A 17,208-nucleotide genomic window follows, 5' to 3' on the forward strand; every position below is an offset into this window, starting at 1 on the left:
TAATGTGTGCATATTACACATATTGAGGATCCCATGACAAAGCAATTCACGGCGGATGTCCTGATCTGCGGCGCGGGCGCGGCCGGCCTCACGCTCGCCATCGAACTGGCGCGGCGAGGGGGGTCGTTCCGGCTGATCGAGAAGATGGACCGCCCGTTCCACGGCTCGCGCGGCAAGGGAATCCAGCCGCGCACCCAGGAGATTTTTGAGGATCTCGGCATCATCGACCGCATCGTGGCGGCCGGTGGCCTCTATCCGCCGCAGCGCGTCTACCGCACGGACGGCAGCTTCACGGAGTCCGAGGTCGAGCACATCGCCCCGACGCCGGCCGAGCCGTACCACATGGCGCTGATGATCCCGCAATTCCTCACCGAGGGCTTGATGCGCGAGCGTCTGCTCGAGCTTGGCCACCGCGTGGAATTCGGCTGCGAGCTGATCGGCTTCGAGCAGGACCAGGACGGCGTGACCGCGCGTCTGTCCGGCGCGGCCGGCGAGGAGACGATGCGGGTGCGGTACCTCGTCGGTGCCGATGGTGGCCGCAGCTTCGTGCGTCACGCGCTCGATATCGGCTTTCCAGGCAAGACGCTCGGCGTGCGCGCCGTGGTCGCCGACGTCGTCCTCACCGGGCTGGATCGCGCGGCGTGGCACCGCTTCAACGACGGCGCGATGGACCGCCAGATCTCGCTGTGCCCGCTGGCTGGAACGGAGCTGTTCCAGCTGCAGGCGCCGGTCCCGCTCGAAGGCGAGGTCGACCTGTCGGCCGCAGGGCTGTCGAGGATGATCGCCGAGCGCACCGGGCGCGACGACATCCGCATTCAGTCCGTGCTGTGGGCATCGGCCTATCAGATGAACGCGCGTCTCGCCGATCGTTACAGGGATGGCCGCGTGTTTCTGGTCGGCGATGCCGCGCACATTCATCCGCCAACCGGCGGACAAGGTCTCAACACCAGCGTGCAGGATGCCTACAATCTCGGCTGGAAGCTTGCATCTGTGATCGGCGGCGCTGCTTCAACTCTGCTCGACAGCTATGAGAGCGAGCGCCGCCCCGTCGCGGCAGGCATGCTCGGTCTCGCTACCGGGTTGCTCGAGGCCGCCAAGCGCGGCGACATGCGGCGCGGCCGCGAGGTGCAGCAACTCGACATCGGCTATCCCGGCTCGCCGCTGGCGCTGGAGCAGCCCGAGCGCTCGGAAGGTCTGCTTGCGGGCGATCGCGCACCGGATGCGCCACTCCGCGGAGCCGCCGGACAGACCAGGCGTCTGTTCGAATTATTCAAGGGCACGCATTGGACGCTGCTCGGCTATCAGGTGAAGCGTGGCGCCGTGCCGGCGCGGAGCGGACTGCACATCCACTGCATCGGTTCGGATGGCGAGCTGATCGACGACGGCGGACATTTCCGCGGTGCCTACGCGGTGTCGCCGGGCGATTGGGCGCTGGTGCGTCCGGACGGCTACATCAGTGCCTTCGTGGGCGCGCAGCAGACCGATGCGCTCACGCGCTTCCTGGCTGAACAGAGTCTGGTCTGATCGAGGCAGCACTTGGCCTCGCGTTGGATTGGCGGGAGCGAGCCAGCTTGTGAGTTGTAAGCGGCCGTCCGGATTGTTTCGGCCGGTGTCGGCTTGTGGGCCCGAAGCAGACTTCAAAGGACGGTCCGGGCCGAAATCTTGCTGGCGCATCGCGGCAGCCTCGCTTAAACGAGCTAGGACCAATCGAAGTTCTTGAGGCTGAAGGTGTCAGACGTCAAGCGAACCGCCGAACTCGAAGCGATCCGCCGAAAGCTTATTTCACTGACAGCCTATCGTCAGCTCCTCAATGGCCCCGAGCACGTGTCGGATTGGCTGACAGTCGATCAGGCTATGATCGACATGTTCGCCGACGCCACCCATGATCATCAGTTCATTCACACCGATCGTCAACGAGCCGAGAGCGAAACTCCCTTTGGAGGGACCATTGCACATGGTTTTCTCACATTGTCGCTCCTGTCGGCGCTCGCTTTCGACGCAATGCCTGGTGTCGAAGGGACTCGGATGGGTGTCAATTATGGGTTCGAGCGGGTTCGCTTCCTCAGCCCAGTGAAATCCGGAGTCCGGGTAAGAGGCAAGTTTCGTCTGATTGGATTGACCGAGCGTGCAGTGTCCATCCAGTCGGCGTGGGACACGGTGGTGGAGGTTGAGGGGGCGGTCAAGCCAGCGATCGAAGCGCGCTGGACTACCTTGGCGCTGATTGATCCAGACGGTTCGACAGAGCATCCATTGAGCAGGCTCAAGCCCTGATTTCAGCCTATGGCCCGCTGCTGACTTGCCCTGACGAAGTTGCGATGTTCGCTGGCCGACAGTGAGCGGACGTGCTTTCGCTGGTTCATCGGGTTCGCCAAGGCCTGCTCAGTCGAGGTGGCGTCTTCAGTGGACAGGCCAAAACGTCCACCGCCGGCAGCATGACATCATGCCACTGTTTTGCCCGACGAGTCAAAGCGATTTCGTAAAATCAGCATTCGCCAAAACCTGCCGGCTAAGTCACTGATATCGCGAGCCCCGGCTACTGTGCATGGGGTTGTTTTGCGAGTTTTTGTTTAGGCAGGCCCACCGCCGGCCTCGCGGGCGGTGGATGCGCCGTCATCCCGCCTTGGCGACGCGGCTCTCCGCGCCCGAGCGCAGGTTCTGGAAGAATTTTTCCACCTCCCGCGACAGCGTGTCTGCCGTGGCCGTGAGGCTGCTCGCCGCGGTCAGCACGGACGAGGCCGCCGTGTCGGTCTCGCCGATGGCATCGCGCAGCGAGGCGATGTTGGCGACCAGCGTCTCGTTGCCTTGGGCTGCGCTTTGCGCGTTGGAGGAGATCTCGCGCGTTGCCTGGTCCTGCTGGCCGACCGCGCCGGCGATCGCGGAGGTCACCTCGTTGATCTCGCGCACCGCGCCGCCGATCTCGCGCACGGCGTCGACCGCGTTGCGGGTGGAGGTCTGGATCATCGAGACGTTCTCGCTGATGTCGGCGGTCGCCTTCGCGGTCTGGCCCGCGAGCGCCTTGACCTCGTGCGCGACCACGGCAAAGCCGCGGCCGGCATCGCCGGCGCGGGCGGCCTCGATGGTGGCGTTGAGGGCAAGCAGATTGGTCTGCTCGGCGATGGCCTGGATCAGGCTGAGCACGCCGTCGATGCGCTGGGTGGCGGCGGCGAGGCTCTCGATCTCGGAGATCGATTTTTCGGTGCGCTGGCCGGTCTGCTCGACCGCGCTGGCGCTCTGCCGCACCTGCCGGCCGATCTCCTCGACGGAGGCCGACAGCTCTTCGGCTGCGCCGGCCACCGCCGTGACGTTGTGCGAGGCCTGCGCGGTCGCGTCCGCCGCCGTGCCGGCGCGGCTGTTCGCGTCGGCGGTGACGCGCGTGATGGTCTGCGCGGTCTCGCGCATGACGGAGGCGTTGTCGCTGAGGCCGCGCATGATCGCGCCGATCGCCTCGCGAAACTCCTCGACCGATTGCTCGATATGGCGGGCGCGCTGCTCGCGCGCGGCGGAGTCCTGCGAGACCTGCGAGGCGAGGTTGCGGTTGCGCCCCATCGCGTCCTGGAAGACCTGGATCGCGCGGGCCAGCGCGCCGATCTCGTCGGCGCGGTCCGAATGCGGCACCTCGACATTCTCGGCGCCGTCGGCGACCTGCTTGATGGTCGCGGTGATCGACGCCAGCGGGCGCGCGATCGAGCGGGCGATGATGATGATGCCGATCACGACCAGGGCCAGCGCCACGCCGCCGAGGCAGGTCAGCACGAAGGAGAGGGTGCGGTTGGTCTCGGTCTCGTGCGCGATCTGCCTGGCGCGCTCGGCATAGACCTTGGACAGCGCCTCGAGGTCTTTGTTCAGCGCCGAGCGCACGGCGCGGTTGGCGTCGTTGTCGCCCCATTCGCGGCCCGCGGCCGCGTTGATCTCGACGCCGCGGCGCACCAGCTCCTTGCGGAAGTCGACGAACTGTTCGATGCGCTTCTTGAAGGTCGCGAACTGCGCGGCGTCGTCGTCCCTAACGATGGTCTCCCAGCGCTTCACGACGTCGAGGATCTGGTCGTTGAACCTGAGCAGGCCCTCGCCGTATTTCTTCACGACCGCGGGTTCGGTCGACATGTAGACGCCGCGCGATTCCATCACGACGGCGTAGACCAGCGAGTTGACGCGCTCGACGTTCAGCGCAGCGGCGTTGGCGGTCTCGATCGCGCTGGTCAACTCGGCGCTGCGGCGGCTGTTGTAGTCGGACAGCATCGCGATCGCCGCGGTGAGCAGGGCGAACAGCGCGAAGATCGCATAGAGCTTGGTCGCAAGCGTGAAACGGCCTGCCAGGCTGGCGGCATTCCCAGATCGGTCTGAGGTCATGGTGCGGGGGCCCGAACGGCCGGGAGCGGCCGGAAAGCGCGGTCGTCAAAATTGATGCAAAACTATGCAGAATGAAGATGGACGCAGTGTTAACGCCCCGGCGCGCCCCCTTCGTCCTTGGTCGTAGGAAAGGTAAGATGTTTCAGCGTCTTGATCCGGAGGTATAGTTCCTCGGATCGCGCTGAGGTCGGCCGCTGGCCGACGAACCCGGAGAGGCCCCTTGGTCTACCGCCACACCATCGACGCCACGACCTACACCTTCCCGGACCTGCGCGACCTCCTCGCCAAGGCGACCCCGCCGCGCTCCGGCGACCGGCTGGCCGGCATTGCCGCCGCCAGCGCCGAGCAGATGATCGCGGCGCGGATGGCGCTGGCGGACGTCCCGCTCGGACGATTCCTGCAGGAAGCCGTCATCCCCTATGAGGCCGATGAGGTCACCCGCCTCATCGTCGACAGCCATGATGCCAAAGCGTTCGCGCCGGTGGCCTCGCTGACGGTCGGTGCCTTCCGCGACTGGCTGCTGTCGGATGCCGCAACGCCCGAGGTGCTGCGCAAGCTCGCACCCGGCATCACCCCGGAGATGGCGGCGGCGGTGTCAAAGCTGATGCGCAACCAGGACCTGATCCTGGCCGCGCGCAAATGCGAGGTCACCACCGCCTTCCGCAACACCATCGGCCTGAAGGGCCGGATGAGCACGCGGCTGCAGCCCAACCACCCCTTCGACGACGCCAGGGGCATCACGGCGTCGATCCTCGACGGCATTTTGCTGGGGGCGGGCGATGCCTGCATCGGCATCAATCCGGCCAGCGACGACCCTGCCGTGATCGCGCAATTGCTGCGGCTGCTCGACGAGATCATCGCGCGGCTGAAGATCCCGACGCAAGGATGTGTGCTGACCCATGTCACCACGACGCTGTCGCTGATCGGGCAGAGCGTGCCGGTCGATCTCGTCTTCCAGTCGGTCGCCGGCACCGAGGCCGCCAACCGCAGCTTTGGCATCGACCTCGCTTTGCTGAAGGAAGGGCACGAGGCCGGCCTGTCGCAGAAGCGCGGCACAGTCGGTCAGAACGTCATGTATTTCGAGACCGGGCAGGGCTCGGCGCTGTCGGCCAATGCCCATCACGGCGTCGACCAGCAGACCTGCGAGGCACGCGCCTATGCGGTCGCCCGCGCCTATGCGCCATTGCTGGTCAACAGCGTGGTCGGCTTCATCGGCCCGGAATATCTCTACGACGGCAAGGAAATCATCCGCGCCGGGCTGGAGGATCACTTTTGCGGCAAGCTGCTCGGCCTGCCGCTCGGCATCGACATCTGCTACACCAACCATGCCGAGGCGGACCAGGACGACATGGACAATCTGCTGACGCTGCTTGCGGCGGCCGGCGTCACCTTCATCATGGGCGTCCCCGGGGCCGACGACGTCATGCTGAACTACCAGTCGACGTCCTTTCACGACGCGCTCTATGTCCGCGACGTCTTCGGCCTGCGCCGCGCGCCGGAATTCGACGACTGGCTGGTGCAGTCGGGCATTGCGGGCGCCGATTTCCGACTTGCCGGGGATGCAGGCCTGTTGCCCGATTTTGCCTCCCGGCTGATCGCCTGACGAGGGAAGCGCCCCGGGGCCTTTGGGAAACCATTGCTCCCCTTCGGAATTATGCTCATGCCACAATATTGAGAAATTCCGGCGACAGCATTACGCTATGTGTCTGGCTGGCAATTTCCGCAACCAGGTCAAGCGTGGCGGGGGAGCTTTGATGCGAGCTGAAAGCAACGGTACGGCCCGGCGGATTCTGTGTGTGTTTCCGCGATACACCTCCTCGTTCGGGACGTTCGAGCATTCCTATCCCCTGACCGACGGCGTCCGCGCCTTCATGCCGCCGCAGGGGCTTTTGCTGCTCGCCGCCTATCTGCCTGAGGACTGGCAGGTCAAATTCGTCGACGAGAATCTCCGCCGCACGACGAAGGAGGAGTTCGAGTGGGCCGAAGCGGTCTTTGTCAGCGGCATGCACATCCAACGCCAGCAGATGAACGACATCTGCCGTCGCGCTCATGAGTTCGAGTTGCCGGTCGCGCTCGGCGGTCCGTCGGTTAGTGCCTGCCCGGACTATTATCCGTCGTTCGACTATCTCCATGTCGGCGAGCTCGGCGACGCCACCAACCAGTTGCTCGAAATCCTGTCGCGCGACACGGCGCGCCCTGAGCAGCAGGTGGTCCTGACCACCAAGGACCGCGTGCCGATGACGGAGTTTCCGATCCCGGCCTATGAGCTTGTCGATGTGAAGCGTTATTTCCTCGGCAGCATCCAGTATTCCAGCGGCTGTCCGTATGAGTGCGAGTTCTGCGACATCCCCGGCCTGTACGGACGCAACCCGCGCATCAAGTCGCCGGAACAGATCATCGCCGAGCTCGATCGTCTGCGCGAATGCGGCATGACCGACACGGTCTATTTCGTCGACGACAATTTCATCGGCAACCGCAAGGCGGCGTCGGATTTGCTGCCGCATCTGATCGAATGGCAGAAGAAGACCGGCTATGTGGTGCGGCTCGCCTGTGAGGCGACGCTCAACATCGCCAAGCGTCCCGAGATTCTCAAGAAGATGCGTGAGGCCTATTTCATCACGATCTTCTGCGGCATCGAGACGCCCGACCCCGACGCGCTGAAGGCAATGCACAAGGACCACAACATGATGGTCCCGATCCTGGAGGGCGTCCGCACCATCAACTCCTACGGCATGGAGGTGGTGTCAGGCATCATCATGGGGCTCGATACCGACAAGCCGAACACCTCGGAGGCGCTGCTGGCCTTCGTCGAGGAGTCCCGGATTCCGCTGCTCACCATCAACCTGCTCCAGGCGCTGCCGAAGACGCCGCTGTGGGACCGGCTGGAGCGGGAAGGGCGTCTGATCGACGACGAGGGCCGCGATTCCAACGTCGACTTCCTGCTGCCTTACGACGATGTCGTCGCATCATGGAAGCATGCCATGAGCGTCGCCTACGAGCCCGAGAAGGTCTACGCGCGCTTCCAGTATCAATGCGACCACGTCTATCCCCACCGCCTCAATATGCCGGTGCCGGACGAGATGAAGACCTGGGCCAACATCCGGCGCGGTCTCGTTATGCTGCGCAACATCTTCTGGAAGGTCGGCGTGCTCGGCGACTACAAGCGCGTGTTCTGGAAGTTCGCACTCGGGCGCATCAAGCGCGGCGATATCGAAGGGCTGATTGGCTGCACGCTGATCGCGCATCATCTCATCACCTTTGCGCGCGCGGCATCGAGCGGTAAGCAGAACGCCTCGAACTACTCGATCCGGCTGCGCGAGGCCGCCGTTCCAGCCGAATGAGCGACAAGTCCGTTCCGGCCCGACCGACCATCGACCTCAAATCATTCACGCCCGCGCGCGTCGCGCTCGGCCGCAGCGGCGCGAGCGTGCCGACCCGCGCGCTGCTCGATTTCACGCTGGACCATGCCCGCGCCCGTGACGCCGTGCATGCGGTGTTCGATGCGCCGCGGCTGGCCGCCGATCTCCGCGCGCTCGGGCTCGTCGTTACCCAAGTGAGGAGCCAGGCGGTCGACCGCCGCGACTATCTGCGTCGTCCCGATCTGGGACGGCAGCTTGACGCCGGCTCCGCGGAGTTGCTGGCGGCAAGTGCCTCTGTGCCGTGCCAGCTTGCCATCGTGATCGGCGACGGCCTGTCGGCGGCGGCGGTCCACGCCCACGCGGTGACGCTGGTGGCGCGCCTGCTGCCGCTGCTCGCGGAGGGCGACGCTGTCGCGGCCGGCCATGTCGTCGTTGCCTCAGGCGCGCGTGTCGCGCTGGGCGACGAGATCGGCGCGATTCTCGGTGCGCGCATGGTTGTGATGCTGATCGGCGAGCGGCCCGGCCTGTCCGCCCCCGACAGTCTCGGCGCCTATCTGACCTTCGCGCCGCAGCCGGGCCGGTCCGATGCCGAGCGCAATTGCGTGTCGAACGTCCACCACGCCGGGTTGAGCTATGACGAGGCCGCCTTCAAGATCGCCTGGCTGGTCCGTGAGGGACTGGCGCGCCAGGTCACGGGTGTGGCGCTCAAGGACGAGAGCGCGGACCGCGCACCGCGTCGAATCGGCACGGCGCGGCCCGAATGACGGGCATTTCGGCAAAATCGCCGCATCTTGATCGGTTTGGCCGCCCTTCGCCTGCTTGCGAAAAGGGTAATTGTCCTGCTAAACCGCTGCCGGCGATTTTCCGCGCATTTTCAAAGGGCAAGCCTCCCATTGGTATGGCGTTTTCAAGCCGTTCGCGGGACGCCATAAGCTCACAGACCGAGCCGATTTAGGAACTGGACAAGGCATGCTCGAAAAGCACAGCGAGAGTGAGGTTCATGTCGACAAGGTCGAACAGGGACCTACGTCCTCGATCGCCTTCGGGCTGGAGCGCATCGGCCTGATCGCCGTCCGGGCGCCGATCCTCTCCTGCATCGTCCTGCTCGCGCTGATCGTCGGCGCGGTGTTCGGCATCTACCGGATCAAGATCGACGATTCGCTGTCGCAGCTGTTCCGCTCCGACACCCGTGAATTCAAGCAGTATGAAGAGGTCACGAAGAAGTTCCCGGCCGAGGAATTCGACGTCCTCGTCGTGGTCGAGGGCAAGACCCTGCTGGCGCGGAACAACCTCGAGAAGCTGCGTGACTTCGTCACTGACATGCAGCTGGTCGAGGGCACGCGGGGCCTCGTTTCGCTGTTCTCGGCGCGCCAGGCGCCGGCGCCGGGCAAGCTGCCGGCGGCGCTGTTTCCGGCCGAGCTGCCCGAGGGCGCGGCCTATGACAAGTTCATCGAAACCGTCAAGAACAATGAGATCATCCGCGGCAAGCTGTTGTCCGAGGACGGCACGCTGGCGCTGATCGTGCTGTCGCTCGATCCGGAGGTGGTGGCCTCCAGCAAGCTGACCAAGACCGTCGGCGACATCCGCGCGTTGATGAAGGAAGATCTCAGCGATACCGGCCTCAACGTGCAGCTCTCCGGCGTGCCGGTGATGCAGCTCGAGATCCGCAACGCGGTCGAGCGCGACGGGCTCACCTACAACATCCTCGGCATCCTCGCCGGCTGCGTCATCGCCATCATCTTCTTCCGCAAAATCTCCTTCATGGTGGCGGCGGCATTCCCGCCGATGATCGCGATCTTGCTGGCGCTCGGCGCGCTCGGCTGGGCCAATTTCAATCTCAACATGTTCCTGAACGTGATGACGCCGCTCATCATGGTCATCAGCTTCTCGGACTCGATGCAGCTCACCTTCGCCGCGCGCGACCGGCTGATCGCGGGCCAGGACAAGTTCACCGCGTTCAAGAACGCAGTGCTGGTGGTGGGCCCGGCCTGCGTGCTGACGCACGGCACCGCCGGCATTTCCTTCATCGCGCTGCAGTTCTCCGACTCCGACCTGATCCGCAAGTTCGGCGAGGCGGGTCTCGCCGCCACCATCATCGCGCTGGTCGCGGTGCTCTCGCTGGTGCCGGTGTTCGGCGTGCTGCTGGTGCGCAACGAGAAGATGTTCGCGGTCAAGTTCCAGAGCGCCGATGCCGGCGTCCAGGCGCTGCGCAATTTCTGCTACTGGATCGCGGTGCGCATGGTCGGCCGGCCCGGCCTGTTCAGCCTGATCGCGGTGCTGTTCGTCGGCGGTCTCGGCGTGATCTACGCCAACCTCGAGCCGCGCTACCGCCTGGCCGACCAGGTGCCGGACAAGCGCCAGGCCGTCGCCGCCAGCGACCGGCTCGACGCCAAGCTGACCGGCGCCAACCCGGTCAACGTGCTGATCCAGTTCCCCAAGGGCGAATCGCTCTATTCGCCGGAGACGCTGCAGACCATTGCGGACGTGCATTCGACCGTCGAGAAGGCGGCCGGCGTCGGCAACGTCTGGTCGCTCGAAACGCTGCGCCGCTGGCTCGCTGAAAAGGCCGGCAGCGCCGACGTCGCGACGCTGAAGGAATATGTGAGCGTGATTCCCGAGCATCTGGTGCGGCGTTTCATTGACGCCGAGCAGGACGCCGTCGTGGTCGCGGGCCGCGTGCCGGACAAGGATTCCAGCCAGTTGCTGCCGATCGTCGACAAGCTCGATTCCGAGCTCGACGCCGTCCGCAAGAAGCATCCCGGCTATGAGATCGCGGTGACCGGTCTTGCCGCGATCGCGGCGCGCAACTCGGCCAGCATGATCGAGAAGCTGAACCGCGGCCTGACCATCGAATTCGCGCTGGTCGCGATCTTCATCGGCCTCGCCTTCCGCTCCTGGGTCGTGATGTTCGCCTGCATCCTGCCGGGCATCTTCCCGGTGGTGATGTCGGGCACGGTGCTATGGGCGATGGGCGAGGGGCTGCAATTCGCCAGCGTCGTCGCGCTCACCGTCTCGTTCGGCCTCGGATTGAGCGCGACCATCCACTTCCTCAATCGCCTGAGGCTCGAGAGCAAGCCGGGCGTCGGCTCGGCGCTCGCGGTGGAGCGGGCGACCGTGCTGGTCGGCCCCGCACTGATCCTGACCACGGTGGTGCTGGCCTGCGGCCTCGTCGTCACCGTGTTCTCCGACCTGCCGTCGCTGCGGCTGTTCGGCTGGCTAAGCGCCTTCTCGATGGTGATGGCCCTCGTCGCCGATCTCTTCATCCTGCGGCCGACGGCGATGTGGCTGATCAATCTGCACGCCAAGCTGCAGGGGCCGGACAAGCCCGCGATCTGAGCGGCTTCATCGCCCGGACATGGAATCGGCGCAGTCTGAACGACTGCGCCGGCGTTCCGGCCGAGGATGCAGCCCATGCGGCACGACAGCTCCATCGTGGCGTTTCAGCAGAAGCGCGGCGGCGATTCCGCCGCGTTTTTCGCTCCGTTCCTGACATCGGACATGACCTTGCTCGACGCTGGCTGCGGGCCCGGCACCATCACCGCGGCGCTGGCGGACCTTGTCGGAAAGGCGATCGGGATCGACAACGAGCCGAAGGCGGTCGCCGCCGCCAATGCCCTCGCGGCTGACGCCGGATTGACCAACCTTGCCTTTGCCGAAGCCGATATGATGGCGCTGCCGTTCGAGGATGGATCGTTCGACGCCGTATTCTTTCACGCGGTGCTCTACCATCAGAACCGAGCGGTCCTGACGCGAACGCTGGCGGAAGCGCGTCGCGTGCTGAAGCCGGGCGGCTTCGTCGCAACGCGCGACGCCGATGCCGGCGGCAATGTGCTTCATCCCGAAATCGACGGCGTGCGCCTTGCGCTCGATCTCTGGCAGCGCTGGTACGAGCATGACGATCCGGACGCGCTTTTCTTCGGTCGACGACAGAGCTCCATTCTTCGCGCCCACGGCTTCACGCCGGTCTGGGCGGGTGCCAGCTACATTAATCACAGCGCCGATGCTGCGAGCCGCAGCGAGGCCGTCGCCGATGCGAGGCGAAGCCTGTTCGGCCTCGGGCCGCAGCTCGTCGGCAAGGGGCTCGCCACGGATCGTGAAATTCAGCTTGCGCTTGCGGGATGGGAGGCTTGGGGAGCCGATCCGGACGCGGTCTATTTCCGGTGCCGCTGCGAATGCGTCGCACGGAAGGACTGATCCGCGCTCATGCCCTGACGCGGACGATCCCGTACGGATTGAACTTGAAATCGTTCTCGGCGTAGTCCTGCTCACGCGAAAGCGTGAGCTTGCGGTCGCGCAGCGTCGCCTCGATCCCGCGCTCGGCCATCGCGTCCGCAATCTCGTCCATGAGCTTGACCGCGTCCCGATCGCTGCCGCGCGATTTGGCGACATAGACCTCCGGCAGCCCGACGAGATGGAAGCCGACGCTTTCATTGTAGCTGTTGCCGCCGAGCGGACGCTTGGCGAAGGCGAGGCGGCAGGTTCGGCTCATCGCTGTCGTGACAGCGAGGCCCTGGTTGGTCTGCGCCGCCGCTTTGCACTCGCCGGCGAGCTGCATCCATCGCTTGAGGCCATGGGCAACGCCCGCGCTCTCGCCCTCCACTGCGGTGGCGCCGGCCTCGATCATCTCCTCGACGATGCGCAAGGCTGCCGCGGAATAGGCGACCGATTTTGGCTGCTCCAGCGGCGGGCTCAGCACGTAGAGCACCGCTTTGTGGTTGGCCACGGCCGCTTCGTCGGCGGTGGTCCATGCGTTGGGAAAGACGCGGTCCCGGCACACACCGAACGACCGCTCCATGTGCGGATCGGGCTGGTCTTGCGAATAGGTGCGGTCGATCTCGAAGTTGAAATCGGCGATCGTCTTCGCCACAGCTTTCGGCGGATGCAGCACGCTGTCGTTGTTGCCGAGGAAGCAGAGCACGTGACGCGGCTTCACTGACGAAGGCTGCATGTCCGTCCCCGCTGGATTGACGGTTGGTCATCGGCCCACGCCCGGCTGGCGGCGAAGAGTCCGATGGCTTTGAGCAAGTGTCTGCGCAGATGGTCCATGTCAGTAAAAAGCCCCCGGCTCGCGGGAACCGAGGGCGCGTCCTTCGAAGCGGGAGGGGCGATCAGCCCTTCGACATCGTGATGTTGACGCCGCGGATCTCGCCCTTGGAAGAGATCTGCACCGTCTGTTTGGTGCCGTTGGTGCGCAGCGACAGGTTGGCGGCGAAGCCGTTGGCCTCGACGAACACGTCGATCTGGCCGCCGCCGGCGGTGCCCTGCAGATTGCCGAAGATGTTGCGGTTGGACTCGCTCCAGTTGCCGGAGATCCGCTCGCCCTGGCTCGTCACGTCGCTGGTGAGATCGAACTTGTAGCTATCGGAGGCGCAGTGGAGCGCCTGCTTCAGGTTGAGGCCGTTACCGGCGACCTTGTAGTCCGCCTTGCAACGGATGCGTTCGGTGGAGCCGTCAGACAGCGACACCGTGCCGGTGCCGGTCCACGCACCGTCGAAACCGGCAAACGGTCCGGACGACTGAGCGTGGCTTGCCGCAACTGAGAAGACCAGCGCAGCCCCAATGCCGGCCGCCTTGATCGCCAGTCCAGATCGCTCAAAGAATTTCATCACAAATATCCCGTTTTGGAACGACGTCCGCGCAAGATGAAGGACGTCTCGCCACATCGAAGGTTTAGTGTTCCGAGCCTGTGTCAGGTTCAACGCGCGACGGCCAGAGATGGTCGTTCACGAAGGGCCTGGGCCGCGGCTGATGGGAGCGATTTGCCGTGTTTCGGTGTGTTTCCGGCCGAAATGGCGGGGCGGGGAGATGCAGAGCTGCAACAGGGGCGCAGTAAAATGCGCGGTGCCTGAATTATGACGTAGTATCAACCTCTTACATCTGCCAATGAAGGCGCAGGGAAGACCTGATTTGGTGGGCGCGGCGCCAATTTGGCCGCATTTGCCAGTGCTTGTGCCTTCTCCGAGGCCGCTACTTCCGCGGCACTTGCCATCAGAACAATCCGGTCCCGCCGGCCGCCCTGTGCAGTCCGGGATTGGTGCGATTCTGCCGTCAGAATGAAGGAATACAATGCGTAAGCTTCTCGTCGCTCTCACCCTGCTGTCGACCCTTTCGACGACGGCGGCCTTCGCCCAGGCAGGACGCGGCACGGACGCCGAGCAGAAAGCCTGCACGCGCGATGTGCAGAAGTTCTGCCGCCCGGTTATTGATCAGGGCGATTTCACGATCCTCGCCTGCCTCAAGGAAAACCGGGCCAAGATCTCGCAGGCCTGCGACCAGGTCCTGAAGAACCACAACCAGTAAGCTCGGCCACTGGCCTATGGAGGCGGCCCCGGGGCCGCCTTTCCGGGCCGGATCCGCGGGGCGGCCATCGAGAGACAGGATTGGTTTTGTGGCCGTATTCCCCTATATGGGGGCCGCGGCGGCATCGCCGGCATGAGCCCGCGCGAGCGAAAAACCCCTTCCTGTCCAAACGATTGTAAACCAGCCCTCGATGACCTCTGCGAGCGAATTGCGATCCGGCAAAGGTGACCGCGACGAGAATTTTCCCGTCGCGTCCTGGATCATTCATCCGCGTCATCGCGCGCTGATCCTGGCCTATTACAATTTCGTCCGCACCGCCGACGACATCGCCGACCATGCGAGTCTGCCGGCGGACGAGAAGCTTCGCTATCTCGACCTGCTCGAGGCGGAACTGCTCGGCAAGGGCGACAGCCAGGCCGAAGCTGTCGCGCTGCGGCGCTCGCTGGCCGAGCGCGGCATGGCGCCGCGCCACGCGCTCGACGTGCTGATCGCGTTCCGCATGGACGTGACCAAGCTGCGCTACGAGAACTGGGACGAGGTCATCCATTATTGCCGCTACTCGGCGATGCCGGTCGGCCGCTTCATGCTCGACGTCCATGGCGAGAGCACCGCGACCTGGGCCGCGTCGGACGCGCTCTGCGCAGCGCTCCAGATCAACAATCATCTGCAGGATTGCGGCAAGGATTTCCGCGAGCTCAACCGCGTCTATCTGCCGCGCGATGCGCTGGCCGCGAGCGGCGCCTCGGTCGAGCAGCTCGGGCTGACGCAGTCGCCGCCGGAAATGCTGGCCTGCCTGCAGGGGCTCGCCGTGCGCAACGCAGCGCTGCTCGACGAGGGCAGGTCGCTGAGCGCGGAGATCCGGGATTTTCGCCTCGGCGTCGACGTCGCGGTGATCCAGGCCTATGCCGACCGCATCGTGCGCCTGCTGAAGGCGCGCGATCCGCTGCGCGAGCGCGTGCATCTGAACAAGTTCGAGCTTCTCACTTTCAGCCTCGCCGGCATGATCGGCGAAGTCGGCCGCCGCGCGATCGGACGCAAGGCCATTTCCAGACCGGGGACTGCACATGACGCTTGAGGCGACCTCGCCCAGCGCCAATTACGGCTCGACCGCATCGAACAGCTCCTTCTACGCTGCGATGCGGATCCTGCCGCATGACCAGCGCGAAGCCATGTTCCAGATCTACAGCTTCTGCCGCCAGGTCGACGACATCGCCGATTCCGATGGCCCGCGCGACGAGCGCCTCGCCGCGCTTCAGGAATGGCGCAACGACATCGACGCGCTCTACCAGGGCAATCCGCCGCCGCGGCTGAAGGACTACGTCGCCTCGGTCAAGACCTTTGGTCTGAAGCGCGAGGATTTCCTCGCCATCGTCGACGGCATGGAAATGGACGTGCCGCAGGACATCCGCGCGCCCGACATGGCGACGCTGGATCTCTATTGCGACCGCGTCGCGAGCGCCGTCGGACGGCTGTCGGTGCGGGTGTTCGGCCTGCCGGAAGAGGATGGCATCCTGCTCGCGTACCATCTCGGCCGCGCGCTGCAGCTCACCAACATCCTGCGCGACATTGACGAGGACGCAGGCCTCGGCCGGCTCTATCTGCCGCGCGAGGCGCTGCTGCATGCCGGCATCACCTCCAACGATCCAAACCGCGTCATCGCCGAACGTGCGCTGCCGAAGGTCTGCGTGCCGCTGACGCAGCGCGCGAAGGCGCATTTCGAGAAGTCGGACGAGATCATGAACCGCAACAAGCGCCGCTTGGTGCGCGCGCCGCGGATCATGTCGAAGTATTATCATTCCATTCTGGACCTCCTGATCGCGCGCGGTTTCAACGCGCCGCGCGAGCCGGTGCGTGTGTCGAAAGTCACACGCATCCTGATCCTGCTCCGTTACGCTTTCATCTGATGCAAAAGACAGCTCACATCATCGGCGCCGGAATTTCCGGCCTCTCTGCCGCCGTGCGGCTCGCCAATGCCGGCTTCAAGGTCGCCGTGCACGAGGCGACGCACCAGGCCGGCGGCCGCTGCCGTTCCTATTTCGACGGCGCCACCAATCTCACCATCGACAACGGCAATCATCTGCTGCTGTCGGGCAACAGCCACGCGCGCGCCTATGCGCGCTCGATCGGCACCGAGGCAGGCCTCGTCGGCCCCGAGAGCGCGCAGTTTCCGTTCGTCGACATCAAGACCGGGCAGCGCTGGCAGATCGATCTCGGCACCGGCCGCCTGCCGACCTGGGTGCTCGACGAAAGCCGCCGCGTGCCCGACACCGGGCTCACCGATTATCTCAAGCTGGCGCCGCTGATCTGGGCGTCGGAGGAGACGCTGGTCGGCAAGTCCATTCCTTGCGAAGGCGTGCTCTATCAGCGCCTGGTGCAGCCGCTGCTGCTGGCGGCGCTCAACGTCGATCCGCCCGAAGGCTCGGCCGGGCTTGCCGGCGCGATCGTGCGCGAGACGCTGCTTGCCGGCGGGCAGGCGTGCCGCCCGTTGATCGCACGCGACGGCCTCAGCGCCGTGCTGATCGAGCCCGCGGTGAAATTCTTGGCTGACCGTGGCCACACCGTGCAGCTCGGCCACGAGCTGCGTTCGTTTACGACCAGCGACGGCAAGGCCAGCGCGCTGAATTTCGGCGGCGAGGATGTGATCCAGCTCGCTGAGGGCGACTTCGTCGTGATGGCGGTGCCGCCGCGCGCTGCTGCGAGCCTGCTCCCCGGCGTGAAGACGCCGACCGAATTCCGCGCCATCGTGAACGCGCATTTCCGTTTTGAGCCGCCGCCGGGTTCGGCGCCGATCCTCGGCGTGATCGGCGGCGTGGTGGAATGGCTGTTCGCGTTCCCGAACCGGCTGTCCGTCACCATCAGCAATGGCGACCGTCTCATCGACATGCCGCGCGAGGAGCTCGCGCAGGCGATCTGGAACGACGTCTGCAAGGCCGGCGGCGTCTCCGGCGAGCTGCCGCCTCCATTGCCTCCCTGGCAGATCGTGCGCGAGCGCCGTGCCACATTTGCGGCAACGCCGGCGCAGAATGCCCTGCGTCCGGGGCCGGTCACTGCGCTGAAAAACCTGTTTCTTGCAGGCGATTGGACTGCTACGGGATTGCCTGCAACCATCGAGGGATCGGTCCGGTCGGGTGATCGTGCCGCCGATCTGGTTTTGGCCGCAGAGCGGCCCTGACGGGCAATTGTCCCGGTCAAATTCAATCGA

14 protein-coding genes are annotated in these 17,208 nt (G+C 65.1%); 11 read left to right on the forward strand and 3 right to left on the reverse strand.

The window, feature by feature from the left end:
• The first annotated feature begins 33 nt into the window (after positions 1–33).
• Positions 34–1,524, forward strand: a complete 1,491-nt coding sequence (locus RAD16_RS08900) for an FAD-dependent oxidoreductase (RefSeq protein WP_458157504.1) — start codon at positions 34–36, stop codon at positions 1,522–1,524.
• 204 nt (positions 1,525–1,728) lie between these two features.
• Complete coding sequence (locus RAD16_RS08905; RefSeq protein ID WP_458157505.1) at positions 1,729–2,271, forward strand: MaoC family dehydratase; 543 nt, start codon at positions 1,729–1,731, stop codon at positions 2,269–2,271.
• Between the two features lie 339 nt (positions 2,272–2,610).
• Here the strand turns inward: RAD16_RS08905 and RAD16_RS08910 are convergent, their stop codons facing one another.
• Positions 2,611–4,347 carry a methyl-accepting chemotaxis protein gene (locus RAD16_RS08910; protein WP_458157506.1) on the reverse strand — a complete coding sequence of 579 codons (1,737 nt, stop codon included), beginning with the start codon at positions 4,345–4,347 and terminating at the stop codon, positions 2,611–2,613.
• Positions 4,348–4,567: 220 nt separating this feature from the next.
• Here RAD16_RS08910 and RAD16_RS08915 point away from each other — a divergent pair, with 220 nt between their 5' ends.
• The 5 genes from RAD16_RS08915 to RAD16_RS08935 all read left to right on the forward strand — a co-directional run bounded on the left by RAD16_RS08915 (position 4,568) and on the right by RAD16_RS08935 (position 11,900).
• Positions 4,568–5,950: an ethanolamine ammonia-lyase subunit EutB gene (locus RAD16_RS08915; RefSeq protein ID WP_458157507.1), complete on the forward strand. Its 1,383-nt coding sequence runs from the start codon at positions 4,568–4,570 to the stop codon at positions 5,948–5,950.
• A gap of 151 nt (positions 5,951–6,101) precedes the next feature.
• Positions 6,102–7,688, forward strand: coding sequence for a B12-binding domain-containing radical SAM protein (locus RAD16_RS08920; RefSeq protein WP_458157508.1), 1,587 nt, complete (start codon positions 6,102–6,104; stop codon positions 7,686–7,688).
• Positions 7,685–8,470: an ethanolamine ammonia-lyase subunit EutC gene (gene eutC, locus RAD16_RS08925; protein ID WP_458157509.1), complete on the forward strand. Its 786-nt coding sequence runs from the start codon at positions 7,685–7,687 to the stop codon at positions 8,468–8,470. The genes RAD16_RS08920 and eutC overlap by 4 nt, the downstream gene beginning before the upstream one ends.
• 205 nt (positions 8,471–8,675) lie before the next feature.
• Entirely contained in the window at positions 8,676–11,042 is a 2,367-nt protein-coding gene (locus RAD16_RS08930) for an efflux RND transporter permease subunit (RefSeq protein WP_458157510.1), read from the forward strand.
• Positions 11,043–11,117: 75 nt separating this feature from the next.
• On the forward strand, positions 11,118–11,900 hold the full coding sequence (locus tag RAD16_RS08935; RefSeq protein WP_458157511.1) for a methyltransferase domain-containing protein: 783 nt from the start codon (positions 11,118–11,120) through the stop codon (positions 11,898–11,900).
• A gap of 7 nt (positions 11,901–11,907) precedes the next feature.
• Here RAD16_RS08935 and RAD16_RS08940 read toward each other — a convergent pair whose 3' ends face one another.
• Together RAD16_RS08940 and RAD16_RS08945 are read right to left on the reverse strand one after the other, a co-directional pair.
• Complete coding sequence (locus RAD16_RS08940) at positions 11,908–12,654, reverse strand: hypothetical protein (protein ID WP_458157512.1); 747 nt, start codon at positions 12,652–12,654, stop codon at positions 11,908–11,910.
• 160 nt (positions 12,655–12,814) lie between these two features.
• Positions 12,815–13,312 carry a hypothetical protein gene (locus RAD16_RS08945; protein WP_458157513.1) on the reverse strand — a complete coding sequence of 166 codons (498 nt, stop codon included), beginning with the start codon at positions 13,310–13,312 and terminating at the stop codon, positions 12,815–12,817.
• Between the two features lie 460 nt (positions 13,313–13,772).
• Here RAD16_RS08945 and RAD16_RS08950 point away from each other — a divergent pair, with 460 nt between their 5' ends.
• The 4 genes from RAD16_RS08950 (at position 13,773) to hpnE (ending at position 17,178) form a co-directional block, all read left to right on the forward strand.
• Positions 13,773–14,006: a hypothetical protein gene (locus tag RAD16_RS08950; RefSeq protein ID WP_326899592.1), complete on the forward strand. Its 234-nt coding sequence runs from the start codon at positions 13,773–13,775 to the stop codon at positions 14,004–14,006.
• A gap of 190 nt (positions 14,007–14,196) precedes the next feature.
• Positions 14,197–15,081 (forward strand): squalene synthase HpnC, encoded by an 885-nt coding sequence (gene hpnC, locus RAD16_RS08955; protein ID WP_458157514.1) that lies wholly within the window; start codon positions 14,197–14,199, stop codon positions 15,079–15,081.
• Complete coding sequence (hpnD, locus tag RAD16_RS08960) at positions 15,071–15,910, forward strand: presqualene diphosphate synthase HpnD (protein WP_458157515.1); 840 nt, start codon at positions 15,071–15,073, stop codon at positions 15,908–15,910. Before hpnC ends, hpnD begins: the two co-directional genes overlap by 11 nt.
• Positions 15,910–17,178: a hydroxysqualene dehydroxylase HpnE gene (gene hpnE, locus RAD16_RS08965; RefSeq protein WP_458157516.1), complete on the forward strand. Its 1,269-nt coding sequence runs from the start codon at positions 15,910–15,912 to the stop codon at positions 17,176–17,178. Before hpnD ends, hpnE begins: the two co-directional genes overlap by 1 nt.
• Positions 17,179–17,208: the final 30 nt, after the last annotated feature.

The organism is Bradyrhizobium sp. 18BD, assembly GCF_054185225.1.